The organism is Streptomyces purpurascens, from assembly GCF_045040895.1.
Classification (GTDB): Bacteria; Actinomycetota; Actinomycetes; order Streptomycetales; family Streptomycetaceae; genus Streptomyces; species Streptomyces purpurascens.
In genome coordinates this window covers 5735358-5758597 of the sequence record NZ_CP108341.1, presented here as the reverse complement: position 1 = coordinate 5758597, position 23240 = coordinate 5735358, and the positions used below count along the sequence as shown (strand labels likewise).

Here is a 23240-nt window from a genome sequence, read left to right as displayed (position 1 = left end):
TTAGCGTCCTCCCCCAGGTGACCGGCTCCCCACCGCCGCCCGGGCCAGGGGCGGCAGTCGGGCACCACCGCCAGAAGGTCGGCGGCGGCCCGCTTCCCCTGTGCGGGCCGTCGCCGGACGCGCAGGCCGCCCGTCCGCTCCCCACGGCGGCCGTCGCACGCACCCGGGCGGTCGCACGAAAGGACGTGGCTCCCAAGGTGGCAGCGCACCGCAAGCCCCGACAGCGCACCGCGAGCGGCAACACGGCCCGTACGGCCGCCACGATCGCGCTCGCCGGCGCGGCGACCGCGACGGGCTTCGACGGAACCGGGCACGCCGAACCGCAGCTCACCCCCGGCCAGGTCAAGGCCGAGGTGGACAAGCTGTACCAGGAGGCGGAGGTCGCCACCGAGAAGTACAACGGCGCGAAGGAGAAGGCCGACGCCGCCGGAGAGCGGATCAAGAAGCTCCAGGACCAGGCGGCCCGCAAGGAGGAACGGCTCAACTCGGCCCGCGACGCCCTGGGCTCGGTCGCCGCCGCGCAGTACCGGGACGGCGGCATCGACCCCGCCCTCCGGCTAGCCCTGTCCGACGATCCCGACCGGTACCTCGAGAACGCAGAGTTCGTGGAGCGGGCCGGCAACCGGCAGAAGTCCGCCGTCGCGGGAGTCCGCAAGCAGCTCCGGGAGATCGAGCAGCTGCGCGGGGCCGCCCACATCGAGCTGACGTCCCTGAAGTCGCGGCAGACGGAGCTGAAGCGGCACAAGAAGACGATCACCGGAAAGCTGGGCTCCGCACGGCAGCTGCTGTCCCGGCTCACCGCGCAGGAACGTGCCTCCCTAGGCGAAGGGCCGGGCACGAACCGCGCCTCACGCTCCTCGACGGGCCTCCGGGACACCCTGGCGGCCCCCGGGTCCGCCGGCTCGCAGGCGCCCAACGCCCGCGCGGCCGCAGCCGTCTCCTACGCCTACCAGAAGCTCGGCAGCCCCTACGTCTGGGGCGCGACCGGCCCGAACGCCTTCGACTGCTCGGGCCTCGTCCAGGCCGCGTACCGCTCCGCGGGCGTCTCGCTGCCCCGCACGACGTACTCCCAGATCGCCGCCGGCCGCCGCGTCTCCCGCTCCGAACTCCTCCCCGGTGACCTGGTCTTCTACTACGCCGGCATCAGCCACGTCGGCATCTACGTGGGCAACGGGCAAATGATCCACGCCCCGAACTCAGCGGCCCCGGTACGGGTCGCCCCGCTCGACGAGATGCCTTACGCGGGGGCGACGCGGGTGGTCTGACCGGGCCGACCCCGGGCCGCGGGTCACACCAGCCGTCGAGCCGTGGCCCACCGCGTCAGCTCGTGCCGGTTGGAGAGCTGGAGCTTGCGCAGGACCGCCGAGACATGCGACTCGACCGTCTTCACGGAGATGAACAGCTGCTTGGCTATCTCCTTGTACGCGTACCCCCGGGCGATGAGCCGCAGCACCTCGCGCTCGCGCTGGGTCAGCCGGTCCAGGTCCTCGTCGACCGGAGGCGCGTCCGTGGAGGCGAAGGCGTCGAGGACGAACCCGGCCAGCCGCGGGGAGAACACCGCGTCGCCCTCCTGGACGCGGAAGACGGAGTCGACGAGGTCCGTGCCGGTGATCGTCTTGGTGACGTACCCGCGGGCCCCGCCGCGGATCACGCCGATCACGTCCTCCGCCGCGTCCGACACGGACAGCGCGAGGAAGCGGACCGGCTGCTCGGCGTCGGCCATCAACGGGGCACAGCGGCGCAGCACTTCCACCCCGCCGCCGCCCGGGAGATGCACGTCGAGGAGGACCACCTCGGGCCGGGTCGCGGTGATGACCGTGACCGCCTGGTCGACGTCCGCGGCCTCGCCGACGACCTCGACACCGGTCTGCTCGGTCTGCCCGATCTCGGCCTGGACCCCCGTACGGAACATGCGGTGGTCGTCGACGAGGACCACGCGCACCCGACGCCCGACGGCGCCGCCGCCCGACTCCGCGGGCCCGGCCGCCTCCGCCGGTTCCGCCGTACCGTTCGCCTCGGTCGGGTCGCTCATGACGTCTTCTCCGCCCTCTCCATCTCCAGCTCGACCTCCGTGCCGCCGTCCGGCACCGCGCGCAGCCGCGCCGTGCCGCCGTGGCGCTCCATGCGGCCGATGATCGATTCTCTGACACCCATGCGGTCGGCGGGTATCGAGTCGAGGTCGAAGCCGGGGCCACGATCCCGGACGGACACGAAGACCGTCTTCCCCTCGACCTCGGCGTAGACCTGTACGGCTCCGCCCTCGCCACCGTACTTGGCGGCGTTCACCATTGCTTCCCGTGCGGCTTGCATCTGTGCGCCGATCCCCTCGTCGAGCGGGCAGTCCCCCACCACCACGACCTCGATGGGGACGCCGTGCTTGTCCTCCACCTCGGCCGCGTTGCGCCGCACGGCGTCGGCGAGCGTGGTGGGTTCGTCGGCCTCGTCCTTGCCGGTGCCCTCGGGCTTGTAGAGCCAGGTGCGCAGGTCGCGCTCCTGGGCGCGGGCGAGGCGGCGCACCTCGTTCGCGTTCTCCGCGTTGCGCTGGATCAGGGTGAGGGTGTGCAGCACCGAGTCGTGCACATGGGCGGCGACCTCCGCGCGCTCCTGGGCACGGATGCGCATCAGGCGCTCCTCGGAGAGGTCCTGCGTCATGCGCACCAGATACGGCCCGGCGAGGAGCGTTATCCCGACGAGGACCGCGAGGGCCGCCTGCAGGACGGAGCCGAGATGGGCGGCGGATCCCTGCATGACGAAGATGCCGGAGACGCCGGCCGTCACCAGCAGCACCCCGCCCCCCGCGCGCAGCAGCGTGACCGTGCGCCGGCGGCGGCCGACCTCGACCCAGCGGGCCCGGCGGGCGTTGTCCGCCTGCCGCCAGACCAGGGCGACACCCGCGCCGACGAGCACCGCCGGCCAGAGGTAGGCCCGGGCCCCGCCGCTGAGGTTCACATTGCCCACGAACACCAGGGCCACGGCGACCATGAGCAGCAGAGCCACTATCTGGCCCTTGTCGGGTTTGCGGGCGACGAGTCTGCGGCGGCCGTCGGGCGCGGTCTCCGAGGCGGCCGGCGGCTTCTGCGCGTCGACTCCGCCGACGCCGAGCGGGACGAAGAACCAGAACGCGGCGTACAGCAGCGCGCCGAGGCCGTCGGCCATGAACAGGCCGACGAACATGAGCCGCACCCAGACGACGGGCAGCCCGAGGTGCCCGGCGAGGCCTCGCGCCACGCCACCGAGCCAGCGTCCGTCACTGCTGCGGTAGAGCTTGCGCGGCGGCCGCGGTTCGGCGAGTGGCGCTGCTGCGGCTTCCGACATGCCATTGATGGTCACACGGCCGGAAGGCCGGAGCATCAGGGTCGACCCCGGAGACTCCCCTGATCTCCGCGGGCCGGCCCGTCGAACGTTTCCCGCGCCGTTCCTCAGGGCCGATATCAGGGTCCGGCCAGGGTCATTCCGACTGCCGCCGCGGCGCCGCGCCCGTCACCATGGACCCATGACCGATCACGAGCACGCCGCGACGGGTCCGGGACCCGGCTCCGGCCCGCGCCCCGCACCGGGCGCCGGGCCGCAGGATGCCGCGCCCGCCGGCTCCTCCGCGCAAGGGCGTGTGGGCGCGGGAGAACAGGGAGGAGCCACCGACGCGGCCGACCCGGCCGGGGAAGCCACCCCGCCCGGCCCGCCCGGCCCTCCCCGCGCGTTCCGTCGCGACCGCCGCCACAAGACCCTGGCCGGCGTCTGCGCCGGGCTCGGGCGGCAGTGCGACCTGGACCCGGTGATCTTCCGGATCACGCTCGCGGTGCTCTCCGTCACCGGCGGCATCGGTCTGCTCTTCTACGGCTTCGTCTGGCTCCTCGTCCCGTACGACGACGAGGACGAGAACGAGGTGCGCAAGCTGCTGACCGGCCGCGTCGACGGCCAGGCGCTGACAGCCGTGCTGTTCGCGCTGGTCGGCTGCGGAGTGTTCCTGACCCTGCTGAACAACGGCGGAGTGCTGACCTTCGCCTTCGTCCTCTCCATACTGCTGGCCGGCTCCGGGTACTGGTCACGCCAGCGCGGCGCCCCCAGCCCCGACCCGCTGGCCGCCCAGGCCGCCGCCGACGCCCCGCCCGAACCCCAGGCGCCGCCGGTCCTCGCCACCTCCCCCTCCTGGTGGCGCGACCCCATCGTCAAGGACGGCACCCACATCGGCGGCACGGGCTATCTGTGGGGCCCCCGCGACGCCCGCGACCCGGACGTCGCGGCAGCCATCAACATCGGGCTCGGCACCCGGGCCGGCGGCCGCGAGGACATAGCCGTCCCGCGCGGCCGGCCACCCGAGCCGCGCGGCCCCCGCTGGATCGGCGGCTGGGTCTTCCTGCTGGCCCTGCTCGCCGGTGCCCTGGGCACCGACCTGACCTGGGACGAGCACCCGCTGGGCACCAGCCTGCAGACGGGTCTGTCCTGCGCGCTCGCCGTCCTGGGCCTGGGCATAGCCGTCAGCGCCTTCCTGGGGCGGACCGGAGCGGGCTCGATCCTCCTGGCGATCATCACGGCCGGACTGCTCGCCGGCTCGGCGGCACTGCCCAAGGACATCGACACCCAGTGGGCCCGCACGACCTGGCGGCCCGCCACGGTGGCGGACGTACAGCAGCAGTACGAACTGGGCACCGGCGTCGGCACCCTCGACCTGACCGGGCTGGACGTGGCCGGGAGACAGACCGTGACGACACGCGCCGATGTGGGCATCGGCCGGGTGAAGGTGCTCGTGCCCGAGGACGTGACCGTGCGGCTGAGCGTCGACGTAGGACTCGGCGACCTCCAGCTGCCGGGCGACGACACGAAGGACGTGGACGTGAAACCGGGCCAGCAGAAGCGGATCACCCTCTCCCCCGCCCAGGGCGTCGAGAGGTCCGGCACCATCGACCTGGACCTCCAGGTCGGCATGGGACAGGCGGAGGTGACCCGTGCTGCGTCATGAGCCCAAGCCCGGAAAGCTGGTCGCCGGTGTCGTACTCGTCCTGACGGGCGTCCTCTACGCCGGTGACGCGGGCGGCGCCTGGGAGATCCCGTGGTTCGTGGCGCTCCCCCTCGTCACGGGCGGACTGTGCCTGGCCGGCGCGGTGGCGTTCCTGACGGGCCGCCTGCGCCGACGCCGCACGGCGGGCCGTACCGCCGCCGACTAGCCGCCGGTACCGGGGCTCCGGCTACCGGTACTCCCGCCTCTGCCGTCGTCGTGACCTCAGGGCGGCGTCCACGGACCACAGGGGCGCGCCCGCCAGGACGAGGGGGGTCCAGGCCATGAGGTAGGCGAGGTCGTTGCCGTAGTAGTACGGATCGGAGGCCCAGCTCACGGTCAGCCACAGGCTGAGGGAGATCAGCGCGCCGCCGAATGCGGCCAGACGGGCGAGCACACCGAGGAGGGTGCCGATGCCGACGGCCAGTTCTCCGAAGGCGATGGCGTAGCCGAAGCCGACCGGGCTCTTCAGGGAGAGGTCGACCAGGGCGGGAATGGCGGAGGAGTCGCGGACGGCGCGCATCATGTCGCCGATCGACCCGGCGCCGGAGTCCTTCATGAAGGCGCTGTCGGTGATTTTGTCCAGGCCGGCGTAGATGAAGGTGACGCCGAGGAAGATGCGCAGAGGAAGGAGGGCGTAGCGGCCGGCGGTATCCCGCCAGCCTCCGTCGCCGCGGAAGTGGGGGGTGGGCGTGTCCGATCGCATACTGTGAGTCATCGCTGCTAGCCGCCTCTCGCCGCCGGTGCCGAGACCCCCTCAACAGACGATACGTACGACAAACAGACCGCGCTCAATCCTGACGCGACGGCTTTTTTCTGACGTGTCCCTTGCGTGTCCCTGTTTTCGCCCCAGCGCCGGATCCGGCGGGCGACCGTCACTCCGTCACATCAACCGCGTACCGATTCGTCTCCACCCCCGCCGCCGTGACCACCTGCACGTCCACCCGCCCCGGTTCCACATCCGCCGGCACCGGCACCGTCAGCAGCGTGTCCGCCGGGTTGCTGAAGCCGCCGGGGACCGGTACCAGCGGGACGTGGACGTGCACGGCACCCACCCGGACGACCATCCGGGCCAACCGGTCGGCCCCTTGCGCACCCGGCGGCACGAACCCGGCGCCCCGGATCTCGATGTCGTCGCCCGTGCGGATCGGCCCGTCGAGGTCGCCGGCCTCCCGGGCCCGGACCACGGAGAGGATGACCGGCCGGCCGCCCTCCGCGTACTTGCCGGCCAGATAGGTCGCCGCCGACACCAGGACCACGACCGCCAGACCCCACGGCAGGTCCGGCAACTGGTCCGGGCGCCTGGCCAGCCGCACCGCCGCGAAGACCAGGGCGACACCGCTGATGACGACGTACTGGATGTCGGCGAAGGTGCCCCGGCCCGCGTCGTCGGTCAGCAGGTCGGCGGCGCGCGGCCGGTCGGCACGCACCTTCTGCAGCCGTTGCCCCAGCACCCGCAGCCCGACCACCCGCCGCACGAGCACGGCGATCCCGCACACCACGGCGAGCACGGTCACGACCCCGGCGCCGCGGGCGAGTTCCAGCCCGGAGATCAGCGCGTCCCGCTCCCGGTGCCGGGAGGCGGCCGCCAGCCGCCCCGCCAGGACGAGCACCGCGTAGGCCACGAACAGCACCCACGCCGCGGCGACCGTGCGGGAGGTGGACAGCCGGTTGTCGTCGCCGATCACGGGCGCCAGCGCACCGCCCTTCGACCGGTGGAACCACGACGCCGCGGTCACCGCACCGGCCACCACCAGCGCCGCGGCCAGCCCGGCCGTACGCGCCGTCGTCCAGCCCGCGCCGACCGCGGTGAGGCACTGCCCGAGCAGCAACAGCACGACGGCCGCCCACACCACACCCGCCGTACGGCGCCACAGGCCCGTCAGCCAGGCCCGGCCCTCGGCCCGCCCGCGCTCGGCGACGCACTCCGCGGACTGCGCCAGTTCCTCCGAGACCCACTGCCGGGAAGCCGAGGCGGAGTGGGCCACCGCGGCCGGCAGTCCCTGCCCGGCCGCGAACTCGTCGCGCCTGCGCAGGAACGCGGCGACGGCCCGCCGGTGCCCCTCACGCGCCCCGTGCGGACAGTCCCCGCAGGCACACCCGCCTTCATGAACACCGCCGGGAGCACTGCCATAAGCACCGCCCTGGCCGCCCGCGTACCCGCCGGGCCCACCCGCGTACCGGCCCGCATACGCCCCCGCGTCCGCGTACCCACCCGCGTCCGCGCCGCCCTGTCCCTCGCGCACCGCCACGCCCGACGCCCGCCTTCCCGCGACCCAACCACCGTCGGCCTTCCGGACCCCGGAAACACCGCTGTACAACTCCCCTGCGACGACAGCGAATTGTGCCCTACACCAGCCGGTTCACGTCCGCTCGGTCTGGTCAACACGGGTGAAGTTCGGCGTGCCGTGTTGACCTGACTGGGAGAATTCCCCTATGGCCGAGATCATCCAGCGTGACGGGACCTGGGCCTTCGACGGCGACACGGTCCGGATCACGCCCGGTCTGCACCGCTCCGTTCCGTTGTTCCGGCAGACGTACGGAGAGATCGCCGTGCCGCTCGAGGCGGTCTCGGGTGTCGTCCTCGAACCGGAACGCAGGCGCGGACGACTGCGGTTGCGGCTGCGGGAGGGCGCCGACCCCCTGCTCCAGGCGACCGGCGGGCGGCTGCCGGACGCGGCCGATCCGTACCGGCTGGCGGTGGACGCCGACCGGACGGGGGTCGCCGAGTACGTCGCCGAGGAGATCCGCCGCGCGCTGCTCCTGGACCGGATCCCGAAGGAGCCGGCGAAGGCCTATCTGCTGCCCGGCCCGCCGGTCCCGGTCTCGGTCCGTTCGTCCGACGGGACGGTCTCCTTCGACGGCACCCGGGTACGGATCGACTGGGCCGACACCTCCGAGCGGGTCAAACGCGCCACCGGCCCGCGGATCATCACCATGGGCGACCTGGTCCAGGTCGAGTGGCTGCCGAACTCCGGCCACGAGGACGGCCTCCTGCGGTTCGTGACCCGCGAGACGGTGTTCTCGAAGCTGCCGCCGGAGAAGGACCCGTACGCCCTGGACCTGTGGGGCAGTGCCCGCCGCGATCTGCTCACGGCGCTCGTCGCCACGGCGGTCACGGCCCGGCTGCCGCACCCGTCGTCCCGGGCCGGGTCAGAGAGCGACTCGTACGCTCAGGACTCCCGATCGGCACATGCCCTGCCGCTTGCGGCCGACCATCACGACGTGCTGCTGCGCCGCCTGCGCGAGTTGGGCCGGTTGCACCGGGACGGCGTGCTCACGGACGAGGAGTTCGCACGAACGAAGGCCGTGGTGCTGCGCGGCTTCTGAAGGCTCTCCTAGCTCAGCAGATCCGGCTCGCTCCGGCTGACGTCCTGCCACATCGGCTGGTAGTTGATCCACGCCACCAGGTCGCCACCCAGCTGCTCCCGCGTCGCCACCGCCATCCGGTGGTCGATCCGGACCGGCCGCCCGGCCGCCTGCGCCGTCAGCTGCACCTGGCAGGACCGCTCCATCGACACGAACCACCAGGCCGCCGCGTCCACCGAGTCGCCGACGGTCAGCAGGCCGTGGTTGCGCAGCACGAGCGCCTTGCGGGAGCCGAGCACGGCCGCGATGCGCCGCCCCTCCTCGGCGTCGACCGCGACGCCGGTGTAGGCGTCGTAGAGGGCGTGGTCCTCGTAGAAGGCGCAGCTCTCCTGGGTGATCGGCTCCAGCAGCTCGCCGAGGGCCGCGAGCGCCCGGCCGTGCACCGAGTGGCAGTGGGCGACGGCGACCACGTCGGGGCGGGCGGCGTGCACCTGGGCGTGCACGGTGAACGCGGCCTGGTTGACGTGGTAGCGGCCCTCGACGACCTGGCCGTCCTGGTTGGCGAGGACCAGGTCGCTCACCGTGACGTGCCGGAAGGGCAGCCCGAACGGGTTGACCCAGAAGCAGTCGGTGTACTCCGGGTCGCGGGCGGTGATGTGACCGGACACGCCGTCCTCGAAGCCGAGCCGCCCGAAGATCCTGAGGGCGCCCGCGAGCCGTTCCTTGCGGTGCCGGCGTTCGTCCTCGACCGACTCGTGCATGGGCGGCATCGCGAACCGCAGCCGGTCGGTGGGCAGCGGCAGGGGCGGGGTGGGCCCGTGCATAGGTCCTCCAGCGTGGTTCTTCGTACGGGCGGAAGCTACCGCCGGTCGGGCCGGGATGAACAGAACCGTTTCGTAAAGATGAGACGAGCGCCCCCGTGAGCACCCTGTGCGCACCCTCGTGCCTCCGGTCTCCCCTACCCCACGAATAGCCGACAGAAGATGTCGGATTTCGGCGCCACACTCTCCGTATGACAGCGAACTGGGCGGCTTTCGCGACCGCCGAACCGGACCTGGCCGACACGGTCGAGAAGCGCTTCGGCGCCTACACCCACCACGTCCTCGCCACCCTCCGCAAGGACGGTTCGCCCCGCACCAGCGGCCTGGAGGTGCGGTTCCTGAGCGGTGAGCTGTGGCTCGGCATGATGCCGGACTCGGTGAAGGCGCTCGACCTGCGCCGCGACCCGCGCTTCGCGCTCCAGGCGAACCCCGGGGAGGGCACGGGCATGGGCGGCGGCGACGTCCGGATCAGCGGCCGGGCGATCGAGGTGGAAGACGCCGAGACCAAGGCCGGATACGTCGAAGAGGTGGAACCGCCGGAGCCGTTCCACCTCTTCCGCACCGAGCTGACGGAGGTCGTGAGGACCTACGTCGAGGACGACACGTACCTCGTCGTCCAGGTCTGGACGCCCGGCGAGCCCCTGCGCACGATCAAGCGCACATAGGCCTGGGGGTCACTCCCACTCGATCGTCCCCGGGGGCTTCGAGGTCACGTCGAGGACGACGCGGTTGACGTCCTTGACCTCGTTCGTGATCCGCGTGGAGATCCGGGCGAGGACGTCGTACGGCAGGCGCGACCAGTCGGCCGTCATGGCGTCCTCGGACGAGACGGGGCGCAGGACGATCGGGTGGCCGTACGTACGGCCGTCGCCCTGGACGCCGACGCTGCGGACGTCCGCGAGCAGGACCACCGGGCACTGCCAGATGTCCCGGTCGAGGCCGGCCGCCGTCAGCTCCTCGCGGGCGATGGCGTCGGCCTCGCGCAGCAGGTCCAGGCGCTCCTTGCTGACCGCGCCGACGATACGGATGCCGAGGCCCGGGCCGGGGAACGGCTGGCGCTGGACGATCTCGTCCGGCAGGCCGAGCTCCTGGCCGACCATCCGGACCTCGTCCTTGAACAGCTGGCGCAGCGGCTCGATCAGCTTGAACTCGAGGTCCTCGGGCAGGCCGCCCACGTTGTGGTGGGACTTGATGTTGGCAGTGCCGGTGCCGCCGCCGGACTCGACCACGTCCGGGTAGAGGGTGCCCTGGACGAGGAACTCCACCGCGGGGCCCTGGTCGGCGATGATCTCGGCCTGGGCCTGCTCGAAGACCCGGATGAACTCACGGCCGATGATCTTCCGCTTCTCCTCGGGGTCGGAGACCCCGGCGAGCGCCTTGAGGAACCGCTCCTCCGCGTCCACGACCTTCAGCTGTACGCCGGTCGCGGCCACGAAGTCCTTCTCGACCTGCTCGGTCTCGCCCTTGCGCATCAGGCCGTGGTCGACGTACACGCAGGTCAGCTGGGAGCCGATGGCCTTCTGGACGAGGGCGGCGGCGACGGCGGAGTCCACACCGCCGGACAGCCCGCAGATGGCACGCCGGTCACCGACCTGCTCGCGGATCGCGGCGACCTGCTCCTCGATCACGTTGCCGGTCGTCCAGTTCGGCGTGAGGCCCGCGCCCCGGTACAGGAAGTGCTCCAGCACCTGCTGCCCGTGCGTGGAGTGCATCACCTCGGGGTGGTACTGGACGCCGTAGAGCTTCTTCTCGTCGTTCTCGAACGCGGCGACCGGGACGACGTCCGTGGAGGCCGTGACGGAGAAGCCCTCGGGGGCGGCGGAGCAGGCGTCGCCGTGCGACATCCAGACGGCCTGCTCGGCGGGGGTGCCCTCGAAGAGGGTGGAGGACGACTTGGAGACGTGCAGGCCGGTACGGCCGTACTCGCGGGCTCCGGTGTTGTCGACGGTGCCGCCGAGGGTCCGCGCCATCAGCTGGAAGCCGTAGCACATGCCGAAGACGGGGACGCCGGCCTCGAAGATGGCGCGGTCGAGGCTCGGGGCGCCCTCCTCGTAGACCGACGAGGGGCCGCCGGAGAGGATGATCGCCGCGGGGTTCTTGGCGAGGATCTCCTGGACCGGCATGGTGCTCGGCACGATCTCGCTGTAGACCCGCGCCTCGCGGACACGACGGGCGATGAGCTGGGCGTACTGCGCGCCGAAGTCGACGACCAGGACGGTGTCGGGGGCGTTCGCAGCGGGAGTCGCTGATGACACGGGGTGCCTTCCGGCGGTGGGGCGGGGGTCTTGTGCCACCCGATTCTACCGAGGTGCTCGTGCGCGGTGTCCCGCCCACGGGAGGCCCGGACTCCGGACCTCTCGTCTCACCATGCGAGTCTCACCATGCGAACCCGCTTGGACGCCGCGCCGCCCCAGGGCATACTGAGCGCCATGCTCACGCACCAGACCTTCCGCTTTACCTATGGCATCCGGCCCGCCGGCTGCCATGGTCGTGCTGCTTGAGCAACTGACAAGCGACTTCCCAGGCGCCCCGGGCCGACAAGGCCCGGGGCGTCTGTCGTCGTCCGGGCCTTGCCGCTCCGGGGCACCCCCAGACGACGAGGAGCCCCTCCCATGACCGTTCCCACGACCACCACCGAGGTGACCGGCGCCCGTACCCCCGAGGCCGCCGAGGTGATCACCGGCGCGCGTGAGCGGATCGACGCGCTCGACGACCGGATCATCGGCCTGATCCAGGAACGGGTGGCCGTGTCGGCCGTCATCCAGGAGGCGCGGATCACCTCCGGAGGCCGGCGCGTGAACCTCTCCCGCGAGATGGAGGTGCTCGGCCACTACAGGGACGCGCTGGGCAAGCCGGGTACGGCCCTGGCGATGACCCTGCTGGAGCTGTGCCGGGGCAAGATCTGAATCCGCGTTCCCGGGACAGACGTACGCACCCCTCTCACCCGTACGGCGCGTGACCGGCCCCGGGACGCCTCGTTGGTCTCGTTGTCCGTGCCAGCCAGGGGCGGGCCCGAAAGAACCACGCGTGGCTCACTGGAGCGATGAGACGTACGGATCGTGCCGTACGTCGTGGGACCTCGCTCCAGGGAAGTGACCGGACGGCAGGGGACAGCAGCCCGGTCACCCAAGAGAACGGACGGCTCCGGGGACGCCCGGGGCCGCCCGGCGGACATCCCCCGCCGACACCCGCATTTGCCCGACTGCCAGAAGGTCGAGACCAGCGGCGCAACCCCCCGGCGCCGCTTCCAGGCACCGGCGCAGCCCTGACGTCGGTGCTGACGAGAGGAAGGGCCCCGCGGCTCCATCCCGCGGGGCCCTTCGCTCATGCTTTTCGCGCCCGCTCATGCTTTTTCGCGCCTGCTCAGGTGCGGGTCACCGTCCCGCAGGCGTGGCCGTCGTCGAGGCTCCTGCTGCGGTCGTACGGATCCGTCGTCGGGCCGGTGGGGTCGGGGCCCTTCTCCCTCCTCGACGGGAACTCCGGGTGCAGGTAGCCGTCGTTGACGTCGCAGGTGGAGTTGCCGATCTCCTCGTCGTACTTCCGGACGGTCAGCCGGCCCGGGGTGACCCGGTAGTGGGCGGGATCGGCGAGTTCGACGTCGAGAACCCTGCGCACGATCGTTCGGGTGACCTCGGTCGATCCGTCGGCCCGCGTGACGGGGTAGACGAAGGTGTAGTCGGCGCGCACCGCGACCCCGGCGTGCGAGCCCTTCTCGAACGTCATGCGCCCGCGCGTCTTGATCACGTCGCCGGCCGGCCGTATCTCGTCGGGGTCGAACCGGCTGAACATCGTCACCGGGTCGTGCGTGCCGCTCGGGGCGCGCAGGGCGGTGTTCAGGTCGTCGAGGAGTCCCGGCTGCTTGGGGTCGAGCAGGGAGAGCGCGGCCTCGGGACGCTCGCCGCGTACCGTCTCCGGGTCGAGGTTGGCGGCGACCAGCAGCTTCCTCGTCAGCTTCAGCGCCTGTTCCACACGGTCCTTCGAGACCGGGCCGACGGCCTTCGCCTCGGGCAGGACGATGCCGGCCTCGCCGTCGGCCCAGCGCAGCGCCGGAGAGCCGGCGAAGGGCTCGTCCAGGGTGGGGGGCTCGGGGTCCGACGCCCCGGGTGCGGCGGTGGGCGCCGCCGACTCGGCAGGCAGGGGCGAAGCCTCGGCGGCCGCGGACTCACCCGTACCGAACGGGTCACCGGGCAGCAGTGACGGCTTCAGGGCCACCAGGGCCACGGCGACGGCGACCGGCACACCGAGAACGGCCCACAGCGTGCGACGGCGGCCCGCCCGGCCGTTCGTCTCCGGCGACACGGGGCCGGTACGCCACCCCGGGGGCGACTCGCCCCGCTCCTCCTGCCGACGCAACCGCTCGGTCACCATGCGCGCCCGCGCGGACGGCTCCTTCGGGGCTGAGCCGCGGGTGTCCCGTTCGGCGTCGCGGATGAACTGTTCCCAGACATCGTCGGGGATCTCGGAGGCCGACGAATGATCGTCGGACGGCTTGTCAGACACGAGCGACAGTTCTAGGCGCTCGGCAAGCGCCTTCACAAGAAGGTCATGGCTGTGACTCAGACCACATAAGAATTCTGTGAATGCCAGCGCAACCATTCACAGGTTTCACGGATCAAACCTTCAGAACCACGGGCCACTCCCGCGCCCCACACGCGGAGGCCTCCCCCAGTTCGTACCGCACAGTGCGGTACGCCGGACTCTCCGAGGTCTTCATGAAGCTTCGCCGCGCCATGGCAGCAGCGGCCGCTACGGCGGTCATAGCCCCGGTGGCACTGCTCGCGGCACCGGCCGCGTACGCGACCGACGAAACGACGCCCACGCCGAGCGCCTCCGCGAGCGAGTCGGCGCCCGAGAGCAACAGTCCCTCGCCGTCGGCGACCGAGTCCAAGCCCGCCGAGACGACGCCGACCCCGAGCGCGTCCGTGAGCGAGTCCGCTCCCGAGACGTCCACCTCGCCGAGCCCGTCCACGAGCGAGTCCTCCCCGGCGCCCACCGCGTCCGAGCCCGAGGAGTCGGAGTCCCCCGACCCCGAGCCCTCGGTCTGCGAGGACACCAAGGTCGACGTCAGCATCAGCGGCCTGCCCGGCAAGATCTCGGCGGGCAGCGGCTGGCACAAGTTCTCGCTGAACGTGCTCAACAACTCCGACTCCACGCTGAACGACCTCGACTTCTTCGCCGGCGCCTCCGCCGACAAGAACGGCGAGGACCTGTTCTCCAGCAAGCAGGTCCAGCTCCAGGCCTGGGACCCCCAGGACAAGATCTGGGTCGACCTCAACGAGGGCGGCCTCGCGGTCGGCTACGTCGGTTACACCGACGAGCTGAAGCCCGACTACGAGGTCAACATCCCGCTGCGTCTCAACGTCAGCAAGTCCGCCCCGGTCGGCGCCGGCTTCTCGCTCGGCGCGACGATCTACGGCGACAACGACGCCGAGTGCACCGGCTTCGGCCAGATCTCCTACAAGTTCCAGATCGTCTCGGCCGGTACGGACACCGGCGGCACCAAGCCGCAGGAAGGCGGCAAGGCGCCCGTCACCGACAAGAAGCCGGCCGGCACCACGCCGGAGGTCACCGGCAGCCTCGCCGAGACCGGCTCCAGCTCAGCCCTGCCGATGATCAGCCTCGTCGGCGGTGCCGCGGTCGTCGCCGGTGCCGGTGCGATCTTCGTGGTGCGTCGCCGCAAGGCCGGCGCGGAGGCGTAACACGCCAGAGCTTTACGCAAGACGGAAGAGGGACCTGCGCTCGGAGGGGGGCGCAGGTCCCTCTTCTCTGTACCGGCTCGGTTACTTCTTCGGCGGCACCGCGGGCATGCCCAGGAACGGCAGCCGCAGCGCGCCGAACGCGTCCGCCGGGACCGCCGGGGACTTGGGCTCGACCGGCTGGAGACGTTCGTAGGCCGTGCCCTGCCGCGGCCGGAGGTCGGGCTCGCCCTTGTTGGGCCAGTACGACATCGCCCGCTCGGCCTGGGCGGTGATGGTGAGGGACGGGTTGACGCCCAGGTTGGCGGAGACCGCGGCGCCGTCGACCACCGAGATGCCCGAGTGGCCGTAGAGGCGGTGGTACGGGTCGATCACGCCGGTCTCGCGGGAGGCGCCGATGGGGCAGCCGCCCAGGAAGTGAGCGGTGAGCGGGGTGCCCATCAGTTCGCCGACGTTCGAGCCCGCGAAGCCGTTGATCTCGGCGGCCAGCGCCGAGGCGCTCTCCGTGGCGGCCTTGATCTGCTTGGGGTTGGGGGCGCCGTGGCCCTGGCGTGCGGTGAGCAGGCCGCGGCCGGCACCCGACGGTTTCAGGTACGTCGTCAGGGAGTTGTCCAGCGACTGCATCACCAGGCCGATGATGGTCCGCTCCGACCAGCGGCGGTTGGACAGGGAACGCAGCACCAGCAAGGGGTGTTTCGCCGCGTGGGCGAGGAAGCCGAGGACCCGCGAGGTGCCCGAGGCGCCGCGGGCGTAGGGGACCTGGAGGATGGACAGGCCGCCCATCGAGTTGGAGCCCTTGCCGTAGCGAACCGGCTCGATGTGGGTGTTCTCGTCCGGGTGGATCGAGGACGTGATGGCCACGCCCCGGGTGAAGTCGGCCTTCCGGGCACCGTGGGCCTTGCGGTAGCGCCGGTCGTCGGTCTGGGCGCCGACCAGGGCCTCGGAGTTGGTGCGGGTCAGCTCGCCCAGCTTGTCGGAGATGTAGGGCAGCTGGCCGCCGGCCTTCATGCGGTGCAGCAGGGTCTGGGTGCCGTAGGTGCCGGCCGCGAGGACGACCTTGCGGGCCGTGAAGGTGCGGCCCTTCGCCTTGCGGCGGTCGTCGGTGGGGAGCGTGGCGACGGCGTATCCGCCGCGTGAGTCGTCGGTGACCGAGACGACCGTCGTCAGGGGGTGGACGACCGCGCCGGCCTTCTCGGCCAGGTGCAGATAGTTCTCGTTGAGGGTGTTCTTCGCGCCGTGGCGGCAGCCGGTCATGCACTCGCCGCACTCCGCGCAGGCCCGGCGGGCCGGCCCCGCGCCGCCGAAGTACGGGTCGGGCACCTCCTGGCCCGGCTTCGCCTTCGCCGTACCGTCGGCGTCCTCGCCGTCGCCGAAGAAGACGCCGACCGGGGCGAGGTGGAAGGAGTCGCCGCAGCCCATGCGCTCCGCGGCGGCCTTCAGGTGGACGTCCGACGGGGTCATGGTCGGGTTGAGCCGCACGCCCAGCATGCGCCGGGCCTGGTCGTAGAAGGGCTTCAGCTCGTCCTGCCAGTCCGTGATGTCCCGCCACTGCGGATCCTCGAAGAACGGCTTCGGCGGGACGTAGAGGGTGTTGGCGTAGTTGAGGGAGCCGCCGCCGACGCCCGCGCCCGCCAGGACCATGACGTTGCCCAGCAGGTGGATGCGCTGGATGCCGTACATGCCGAGCTTCGGCGCCCAGAGGTAGTTCTTGAGGTCCCAGGAGTTCTTGGGGAAGGATTCGCGGGTGAAGCGGCGGCCGGCCTCCAGGACGCCTACCTTGTAGCCCTTTTCGGTGAGGCGCAGGGCGGTCACCGAGCCGCCGAAGCCGGAGCCGACCACGATGACGTCGTAGTCGTAAGCGTCCTTTGGCACGTGCCGTCTCCCCTTTGAGTGTGCAGTGCGGGTGCTCTGTGGTTGCTCGCGCAGTTCCCCGCGCCCCTAAGGCGTCACCGGAAGCGGAATGCCTTCATCAGGCGGAGGCTCCTGCTCATGAACTGGGCGTACTTCTCGTCGTCCATGCCCAGGGAGGGGGCCATCGGAAGGACGCGCTGGTGGGCGACCGTCTGGGCCTCGGTGTACTTGAGGATGCCCTCGGAGCCGTGGCGGCGGCCCAGGCCGGAGTCCTTCATGCCGCCCATGGGCGACTGGACGCTGCCGTACGCGGGGGCGTAACCCTCGTTGATGTTGACCGTGCCGGTGCGCAGACGGGCGGCGACCTCCTGGCCACGTCGGCCGTTCTTCGTCCAGACCGAGGAGTTCAGGCCGTACGCCGTGGCATTGGCGCGCTCGATGACCTCGTCCTCGTCCTTGAAGCGGTAGATCGAGACGACCGGGCCGAAGGTCTCCTCGGTGCAGACGGACATCTCCGTTTCGACCCCGTCGAGGATCGTGGGCTCGAAGAAGTACGGGCCGATGTCCGGGCGGGCCGTCCCGCCGGCGAGGACCTTCGCGCCCTTGGAAACCGCCTCCTCCACATGCCGCGTGACGGTCTCGAGCTGGCGTTCGCCGACCAGGGAGCCCATGTCGGCGCCGTACGCCAGCGACCTGCCCAGGCGCATCGTCCTCGTACGGGCGGCGAAGCGCTCCAGGAAGGCGTCCGCGACGGACTCGTGGACGTACAGCCGCTCGATGGAGATGCAGAGCTGGCCCGCGGAGGAGAAGCAGGCGCGGACGGCGCCGGCCGCCGCCTTCTCGATGTCGGCGTCCTCGAGCACCAGCATGGCGTTCTTGCCGCCGAGTTCGAGGGAGACGCCGACCAGCCGGGCGGCGGCGCCCTGGGCGACCTCGCGGCCGGTGCGGGTGGAGCCGGTGAAGGAGACGTAGTCGGCGTGCCGGACGACCTCGGGGCCGACGACCGGGCCGTCGCCGAGGACGACCTGGAAGACATCGGCGGGCAGGCCGGCCTCGATGAGCAGGTCACGGGCCCACAGGGCGGTGAGGCAGGTCTCCGTGTCCGGCTTCATGACGACCGCGTTGCCCGCGACGAACGCCGGAAGCGCGTCGCCGACCGACAGCTCCAGCGGGTAGTTCCAGGGGGCGATCTGGCCGATCACACCACGCGGGTGGCGCAGTTCGGTGACCTTGGTGAGGGTCGGCATGGCACCGGCGTGCCGCTTGGGCCGGAGGTAGGCGGGGGCCTTGCGGCCGTAGTGCCGGGCGGCGACCGCGACGGCCTGGACCTCCTCGTGGGCGTGCAGCCGGGCCTTGCCCGTCTCCAGCTGGATCAGGTCGAGCACCTCGGCCTGGCGCTCCAGCACCAGGTCGTGGAAGCGGAGCAGGACGGCGGCGCGCTGCCGTACGGGCGTCCGTTCCCACACGGCCTGGGCGGTGCGGGCCAGTTCGAAGGCCCTCGCCACGTCCTCGGGCGTCGACTCGGGGAGGTCGGCCAGCTTCTCCCCGGTGAACGGCGTGTGGTTGGCGGTGCGCCCGGAACCGACCACGCCCTTGGTGAGCTGGGCGACCAGCTCGGGGGTGACCACGTCGGCGGCGGTGCGGGCGCCCTCCGGGGCGGGGGCGAGGGGGTTCGTGCCGGTCTGTGCCGTGCCGGTCTTCTCCGGGGCGTGCGCGTCCGTCATGAGGCGCAGGGTATGCCCCGGCGGAGGCTTTGGGTACCCGTCGGTAATACGGCTTCACCGACTGCACACACGACGCCAGTGGCTGCTGGCAACAAACACCCTGATCAGGGCGTTGTGCGGTGACAGTCGGTGTAATTCAGCCTTTTACGATCCCGTGCCGACCTCCAGCCGGTCCCGGGCGCCCTGGAACACCGAGGTGCCTTCCTCCTCCTCCGGTGTGCCCCTCGGCATGTCGACGCGCAGTTCGTACATGCGGTCGTCACCGGTGCGGATCAGCACGCGCGTGACCCGCCTGGGGCGCTGGTCCGCGTAGTAGGTGGTGTCGGCGAGGGCGGCTTCGTGGCCCTGGACGCCGGTGCGGGTGTACCGCGTGTCACCCGGGACGACGGGTGTCTTGCGGGCCTGGTCCATCGGGGAGCCCGGGGCCCGGTCCCAGAGGAGGAGGCGGACCTGGACGGTGCCGCCCCGTTCGTCGCCGTAGAGCACCGTGCGGGGCTGGTCGATCGCGCTGCCGGTCCGGTCGAGTTCGCGGTAGTGGCGCGGGAGATGGAGGACGGCCGCCAGGTCGGGATCGTGGTGCGGGGTCCAGGTGTCCGTCGTGTCGGCGGCCTGTTCGGCGCTCTCCGCCCTGCCGGCGCCGTCGAGGTGGGTCGCTGCGCCTATGCCGCCGGCGAGCAGTGCGCTCAGGAGGGCGAAGGGGGCGGGGCGGAGGAGGCTCTGGCGCTTCGGGGGTGCGGAATCCCGCCGCTCCGCGGGGCCGTCCTCCGGCGGTTCGGTGCTCTCCTCGGGCGCCGGTGTGCCGGTGTCCTCCGGGAACTCCCGTATGGGCTCGGCCTCCTGAGGTTCCCCGGCCGCTGTCGGCCCCGCCACCGCTTCCAGTTCCTTCGCGACCTCTTCGGCGTCCGGCCGCCGGTCGGGGTCGTGCGCCAGCAGCCGGACGATCAGCGGCCCGAGCGGTCCGGCCCGCTCCGGTTCGGGCGGCTCGGCGGCGCGGATCGCGGCGAGTGTGGCCTCCGGCGTGGTCCGGCGGAACGGCGACGAGCCCTCCACGGCTGTGTACAGCAGGACGCCCAGGGACCACAGGTCGGATGCGGGCCCGGCGGTACGGCCGGACATCCGCTCGGGGGCGACGAACTCCGGCGAGCCGGCGAACTCCCCGCCGCCCGTGAGGGACTCCTCGCCCTGGACATGGGCCATGCCGAAGTCGGTGAGGACGACGCGCCGGCCGGGGCCGAGCAGCACGTTGGCGGGCTTCACGTCCCGGTGCACGATGCCGACGGAGTGCGCGGCGCGCAGGGCGCCGAGGACGGCGAGGCCGATCCGGGCCGCTTCGCGCGCGTCGACGGGTCCGCGCCGGAGCGTCTCGTGCAGGGACTCGCCCTGGACCGACTCCATGACGATCCAGGGGAGTCCGTCGAGCGCCTCGGCCGCGTCGAGCTCGTCGGGGCCCGAAGGGCGCAGGCCTTCGTCCGGCCGCTCCGCCTCGACGACCACGTCGTGGATGGTGACGGCGGCGGGGTGGTCGACGCGGGCGGCGGCCCGGGCCTCACGGTGGAGCCGGTGGGCCGCCCGCCGGTGGCTCTCGTCCTCCGGGCGGCCCGGCAACCGGGGCTGTCTGACGGCGACTTCACGCTGTACGAGCTCATCGCGGGCCCGCCAGACGGTGCCCGTCCCGCCGGAGCCGATGCGCTCGATCAGCCGGTAGCGCCCACCGATCAGCCGGCCCTGAGCGCCCGTCCCGCCCCCGTCGTTGCTCATGCCCCATCAGTACCGTGCGGGGCGGGCGGTTGTCGACGCGGGTGTTTTCCGGGGGCGTTGGAGGCGCGGGTTCAGGTCCCGTCGATGTCGAGGTTCGCGATCGCCGTGCTCGCCACCTCACGTCCGCGCTCGGTGAAGTCGCCCTTGCCCGGGTAGCTGACGGTGAGCTTGTACATGTCGCCGCCGGGAGTCTTGTAGTAGAGCATCCGCAGTTCGCGGGGGCGGGGGTTCTCGCTGTCGTCGGTGTCGTAGGAGACGGTGTTCTCGGCGGCCTTCTTGTCTCTGTAGGTGGTCACCCGGGGGTTGGTCCTCGGGTTCTCCGGCATGTCCAGGTCGTAGCTGCCGCTGTCCTTGAACCCGCTGTCGTCGTCGTACATCTCGGCGGCCGCGGAGCCCGCGATATTGCTGCCGGTGTCCTCCGCCTTCTTTTCGAGGGTCAGGCCGATCCAGATGCTGCCGCTCCAGTCGGTGTACGTGACCCAGCGCCCCTGGTCCCTCTCCCGGTCGGGCACGGTCCGCTGGTAGTCGCCGGGAACCGCCAGCGACGCGGCGAGGCCCTTCTCCTGCTTGGTCTGCCAGCCGTCGGGCAACGGCCCGGCGAACGGGTCCGCCATGACCAGGTACGCCGTCACCGCCGCCGCGACGACCAGCGCGCCGAGTCCGGTCCACGCCCCGCGGCCGAGCCGGATGCCCCGGCCGGCGGCGCCCTGGCCCGTGACCCGCACGACCTGGGTGGGCTGAGCGGCCGGCGGGTTCGCGGCCGCCTCCAGCCGGGCACGCACCTGTGCCGCGTTCGGGCGGCGGGCCGGGTCCTTGTGCAGCAGGCCCGTGATGACCTCGGCGAGCGGGCTCGGGGCGGAGGCGGGCGGCGCGGGCGTGGCGTTGAGGACGGACTGCAGCGTGGCGGGGGTGTTGCTGCGGCGGAACGGCGAGACGCCCTCCGTCGCCGCGTACAGCACCACGCCCAGGGACCACAGGTCGCTGGCCGGTCCCGGGCGCTGGCCCAGCACCCGTTCCGGCGCGATGTACTCGGGCGAGCCCACGAAGCCGCCGGTGTCGGTCAGGTTGGTCTCGCCCTCGATCTGGGCGATGCCGAAGTCCGTGAGGACGACCCGGTCGTACCGGCCGAGCAGCACGTTGTCCGGTTTCACATCGCGGTGCAGGATGCCCGCCGCGTGCGCGGCCTCCAGCGCGCCGAGCACCTCCAGGCCGATCCGGGCCGCCTCGCGCGCGGACAGGGTCCCTTCCTGGAGCGCGTCGCCCAGCGACCGGCCCCGCACCAGCTCCATCACGATCCACGGCTGGTCGTCCACGACCGCCACGTCGTGGACGTCGACCACCGCCGGGTGGTCGAGCCGGGCCGCGGCACGCGCCTCACGACGCATACGCTCGAAGGCGTTGGCACGTTCGCGTTCGGGAAGATGATCCGGGACGCGGGGCTCCTTGACGGCGACCTCCCGGTCCACCGTCTCGTCCTCGGCCCGCCACACCGTGCCCATGCCGCCGTGCCCGAGCTTGGCGATCAGCCGGTAGCGCCCGGCGATGAGGCGCCCGGCACCGGGATCCTCGGCCGTTTCCGTCGCCGCCGGTGCCGCGTCCGCCGACCGGGGCCGCACGACCTGGGTGGGCGTCGCGTACGGGTTGCCCGGTATCGGCGCCGGCGGATGGGGAGGTTGCAGAACAAAACTTGTCGGCTCATCGGCCCCGGATCGAGATCCCCCGTCGCTGCTCATGAGGTCATCCATATCGCGCCAAGCGCTTACGTATCCACCAAGGCCGCGAACCGGTCACAGACCCGTGACCCTGGCTGGGCCTTATCTCCCCTTTGTGCCGGTAGGAGAGCTGACAGGGGTGGTCGTGGGGGCGGAGGCGCTCGGGGACGAGGGCCGGGTCGTGGGCGTCTCGGGAGCCGAACTCGTCGGCGTGTGGCCTCCCGGCTCGCCGCCCTCGTCCATGAGCAGCGCCGCCGCGGACACCCCGGCCCCCGCCATCGCGGCGACCAGCAGCGCGGCCACGAGCACCCTCCGGGTGGGCTGCCGCATCAGCTGTTCGGCGAGCCGGCCCGGTGCGGGCATGCCCGCCGGCGTCGTGAACGGCTGCCGGCCCGCGGTGTCCTGCGGTGTTCGGCGCGACCGGCCGCGCGGTGCGTGGCGGACCGTCGGCGCGTACCCGGGCGGCGGCGCCTCCGGCGTCCGGCCCGTGTCTCGGAAGGCCCGCAGCATCCGCTCCGCCCGGTCCGCGTCAAGCCGCCGGTCCGGATCGCGTTCGAGCAGGCCCTGTACGACGGGCAGGAGCGGCTCGGCCTGCGCGGGTGGCCGGATCTCGGCGGCGACGACCGCGTGCAGGATGCCGCCCAACGAGTCGCGGCGGAACGGCGACTCGCCGCTGAGGGCCGCGCACAGCAGCGCGCCCAGCGACCACAGGTCGGACTCGGGCCCGGTCCTGGCTCCGGACATCCGCTCGGGCGCGGTGTACTCGGGCGAGCCGACGAAGGAGTTGTTCTCGGTGAGGGTGGGGGTTCCGGCGACCTGGGCGATGCCGAAGTCGGTCAGGAGGACGCGGTCGGTGCCGGTCTCCAGCAGCACGTTGTCCGGCTTGAGGTCGCGGTGCAGCACACCGGCCGCGTGCGCGGCGCTCAGCGCGCCGAGCAGGGCAATGCCGATGCGGGCCGCTTCGGAGGCGTCGACCGGACCATGGTGGGCGAGCCGGTCGGCGAGCGAGCCGCCCTCGATCAGCTCCATGACGATGTACGGGCGTTCGTCGTCCTCGACGACGTCATGGACGACGATGATGTGCGGATGGCTCAGCTGGGCGACGGCCCGGGCCTCGCGCAGCGTACGGTCCCGCTGCCTGCGTGCCTCCGCCGCGGAGAGCGTCTCGTCGTAGGGGAGTTCCTTGACGGCCACGCCCCGGCCGAGCAGCTGGTCGGTCGCCCGCCACACCACGCCCATGCCACCGCGCCCGAGTCTCTCCTCGAACCGGTAGCGGCCCGCGATGACACGCGTGTTGTGCCCCTCGGTCCCCATGCGGCAATCATGCCCCACCGGACGGATCGGCTCCGGGGCCGCGGCCGCGGGTGGCCGAAACA

At 72.1% G+C, this 23240-nt stretch carries 19 protein-coding genes; 7 read left to right on the top strand and 12 right to left on the bottom strand.

The window, feature by feature from the left end:
- Window positions 1–197: 197 nt before the first annotated feature.
- Entirely contained in the window at window positions 198–1265 is a 1068-nt protein-coding gene (locus OHU35_RS26390; RefSeq protein ID WP_405509329.1) for an NlpC/P60 family protein, read from the top strand.
- Between the two features lie 23 nt (window positions 1266–1288).
- Here the strand turns inward: OHU35_RS26390 and OHU35_RS26385 are convergent, their stop codons facing one another.
- Window positions 1289–2032: a response regulator transcription factor gene (locus tag OHU35_RS26385; protein ID WP_189722753.1), complete on the bottom strand. Its 744-nt coding sequence runs from the start codon at window positions 2030–2032 to the stop codon at window positions 1289–1291.
- On the bottom strand, window positions 2029–3315 hold the full coding sequence (locus tag OHU35_RS26380) for a PspC domain-containing protein (protein WP_372498747.1): 1287 nt from the start codon (window positions 3313–3315) through the stop codon (window positions 2029–2031). The genes OHU35_RS26385 and OHU35_RS26380 overlap by 4 nt, the downstream gene beginning before the upstream one ends.
- Window positions 3316–3493: 178 nt before the next feature.
- Between OHU35_RS26380 and OHU35_RS26375 the strand changes: the two genes are divergently transcribed.
- Together OHU35_RS26375 and OHU35_RS26370 are read left to right on the top strand one after the other, a co-directional pair.
- A complete protein-coding gene (locus OHU35_RS26375) occupies window positions 3494–4957 on the top strand; it encodes a PspC domain-containing protein (RefSeq protein WP_405507111.1) in 1464 nt (487 codons plus the stop codon).
- Complete coding sequence (locus tag OHU35_RS26370; RefSeq protein WP_189722750.1) at window positions 4944–5162, top strand: hypothetical protein; 219 nt, start codon at window positions 4944–4946, stop codon at window positions 5160–5162. Before OHU35_RS26375 ends, OHU35_RS26370 begins: the two co-directional genes overlap by 14 nt.
- A 21-nt stretch (window positions 5163–5183) precedes the next feature.
- Here OHU35_RS26370 and OHU35_RS26365 read toward each other — a convergent pair whose 3' ends face one another.
- Together OHU35_RS26365 and OHU35_RS26360 are read right to left on the bottom strand one after the other, a co-directional pair.
- Window positions 5184–5711 carry a DoxX family protein gene (locus tag OHU35_RS26365; RefSeq protein ID WP_189722749.1) on the bottom strand — a complete coding sequence of 176 codons (528 nt, stop codon included), beginning with the start codon at window positions 5709–5711 and terminating at the stop codon, window positions 5184–5186.
- Window positions 5712–5868: 157 nt separating this feature from the next.
- Entirely contained in the window at window positions 5869–7245 is a 1377-nt protein-coding gene (locus OHU35_RS26360; protein WP_405507109.1) for a hypothetical protein, read from the bottom strand.
- Between the two features lie 184 nt (window positions 7246–7429).
- On the opposite strand from OHU35_RS26360, the gene OHU35_RS26355 reads away from it, so the two are divergent.
- Window positions 7430–8323, top strand: a complete 894-nt coding sequence (locus tag OHU35_RS26355; RefSeq protein WP_405507108.1) for a DUF4429 domain-containing protein — start codon at window positions 7430–7432, stop codon at window positions 8321–8323.
- An 8-nt stretch (window positions 8324–8331) separates the two neighbouring features.
- Here the strand turns inward: OHU35_RS26355 and OHU35_RS26350 are convergent, their stop codons facing one another.
- A complete protein-coding gene (locus tag OHU35_RS26350) occupies window positions 8332–9126 on the bottom strand; it encodes a class II aldolase/adducin family protein (protein ID WP_189722747.1) in 795 nt (264 codons plus the stop codon).
- A gap of 188 nt (window positions 9127–9314) precedes the next feature.
- On the opposite strand from OHU35_RS26350, the gene OHU35_RS26345 reads away from it, so the two are divergent.
- Window positions 9315–9788, top strand: a complete 474-nt coding sequence (locus OHU35_RS26345; RefSeq protein ID WP_189722746.1) for a pyridoxamine 5'-phosphate oxidase family protein — start codon at window positions 9315–9317, stop codon at window positions 9786–9788.
- A gap of 9 nt (window positions 9789–9797) precedes the next feature.
- Here OHU35_RS26345 and guaA read toward each other — a convergent pair whose 3' ends face one another.
- Window positions 9798–11378 (bottom strand): glutamine-hydrolyzing GMP synthase, encoded by a 1581-nt coding sequence (gene guaA, locus OHU35_RS26340; RefSeq protein ID WP_189722745.1) that lies wholly within the window; start codon window positions 11376–11378, stop codon window positions 9798–9800.
- Window positions 11379–11735: 357 nt separating this feature from the next.
- Here guaA and OHU35_RS26335 point away from each other — a divergent pair, with 357 nt between their 5' ends.
- Window positions 11736–12029, top strand: coding sequence for a chorismate mutase (locus tag OHU35_RS26335; protein WP_189722744.1), 294 nt, complete (start codon window positions 11736–11738; stop codon window positions 12027–12029).
- 457 nt (window positions 12030–12486) lie between these two features.
- On the opposite strand, the gene OHU35_RS26330 is transcribed toward OHU35_RS26335, so the two are convergent.
- Entirely contained in the window at window positions 12487–13623 is a 1137-nt protein-coding gene (locus OHU35_RS26330) for a hypothetical protein (protein WP_405507106.1), read from the bottom strand.
- 212 nt (window positions 13624–13835) lie between these two features.
- Here OHU35_RS26330 and OHU35_RS26325 point away from each other — a divergent pair, with 212 nt between their 5' ends.
- Complete coding sequence (locus OHU35_RS26325) at window positions 13836–14822, top strand: LAETG motif-containing sortase-dependent surface protein (RefSeq protein ID WP_189722742.1); 987 nt, start codon at window positions 13836–13838, stop codon at window positions 14820–14822.
- 81 nt (window positions 14823–14903) lie between these two features.
- Here OHU35_RS26325 and OHU35_RS26320 read toward each other — a convergent pair whose 3' ends face one another.
- The 5 genes from OHU35_RS26320 to OHU35_RS26300 all read right to left on the bottom strand — a co-directional run bounded on the left by OHU35_RS26320 (window position 14904) and on the right by OHU35_RS26300 (window position 23178).
- Complete coding sequence (locus OHU35_RS26320; protein WP_405507104.1) at window positions 14904–16691, bottom strand: GMC family oxidoreductase N-terminal domain-containing protein; 1788 nt, start codon at window positions 16689–16691, stop codon at window positions 14904–14906.
- A 74-nt stretch (window positions 16692–16765) separates the two neighbouring features.
- Window positions 16766–18394, bottom strand: a complete 1629-nt coding sequence (locus OHU35_RS26315; protein WP_405507102.1) for a succinic semialdehyde dehydrogenase — start codon at window positions 18392–18394, stop codon at window positions 16766–16768.
- A 144-nt stretch (window positions 18395–18538) separates the two neighbouring features.
- Complete coding sequence (locus OHU35_RS26310; RefSeq protein WP_405507101.1) at window positions 18539–20152, bottom strand: protein kinase domain-containing protein; 1614 nt, start codon at window positions 20150–20152, stop codon at window positions 18539–18541.
- 71 nt (window positions 20153–20223) lie between these two features.
- Window positions 20224–21885: a serine/threonine-protein kinase gene (locus tag OHU35_RS26305; protein WP_405507099.1), complete on the bottom strand. Its 1662-nt coding sequence runs from the start codon at window positions 21883–21885 to the stop codon at window positions 20224–20226.
- An 81-nt stretch (window positions 21886–21966) separates the two neighbouring features.
- On the bottom strand, window positions 21967–23178 hold the full coding sequence (locus tag OHU35_RS26300) for a protein kinase domain-containing protein (protein WP_359887162.1): 1212 nt from the start codon (window positions 23176–23178) through the stop codon (window positions 21967–21969).
- Between the last annotated feature and the right edge of the window lie 62 nt (window positions 23179–23240).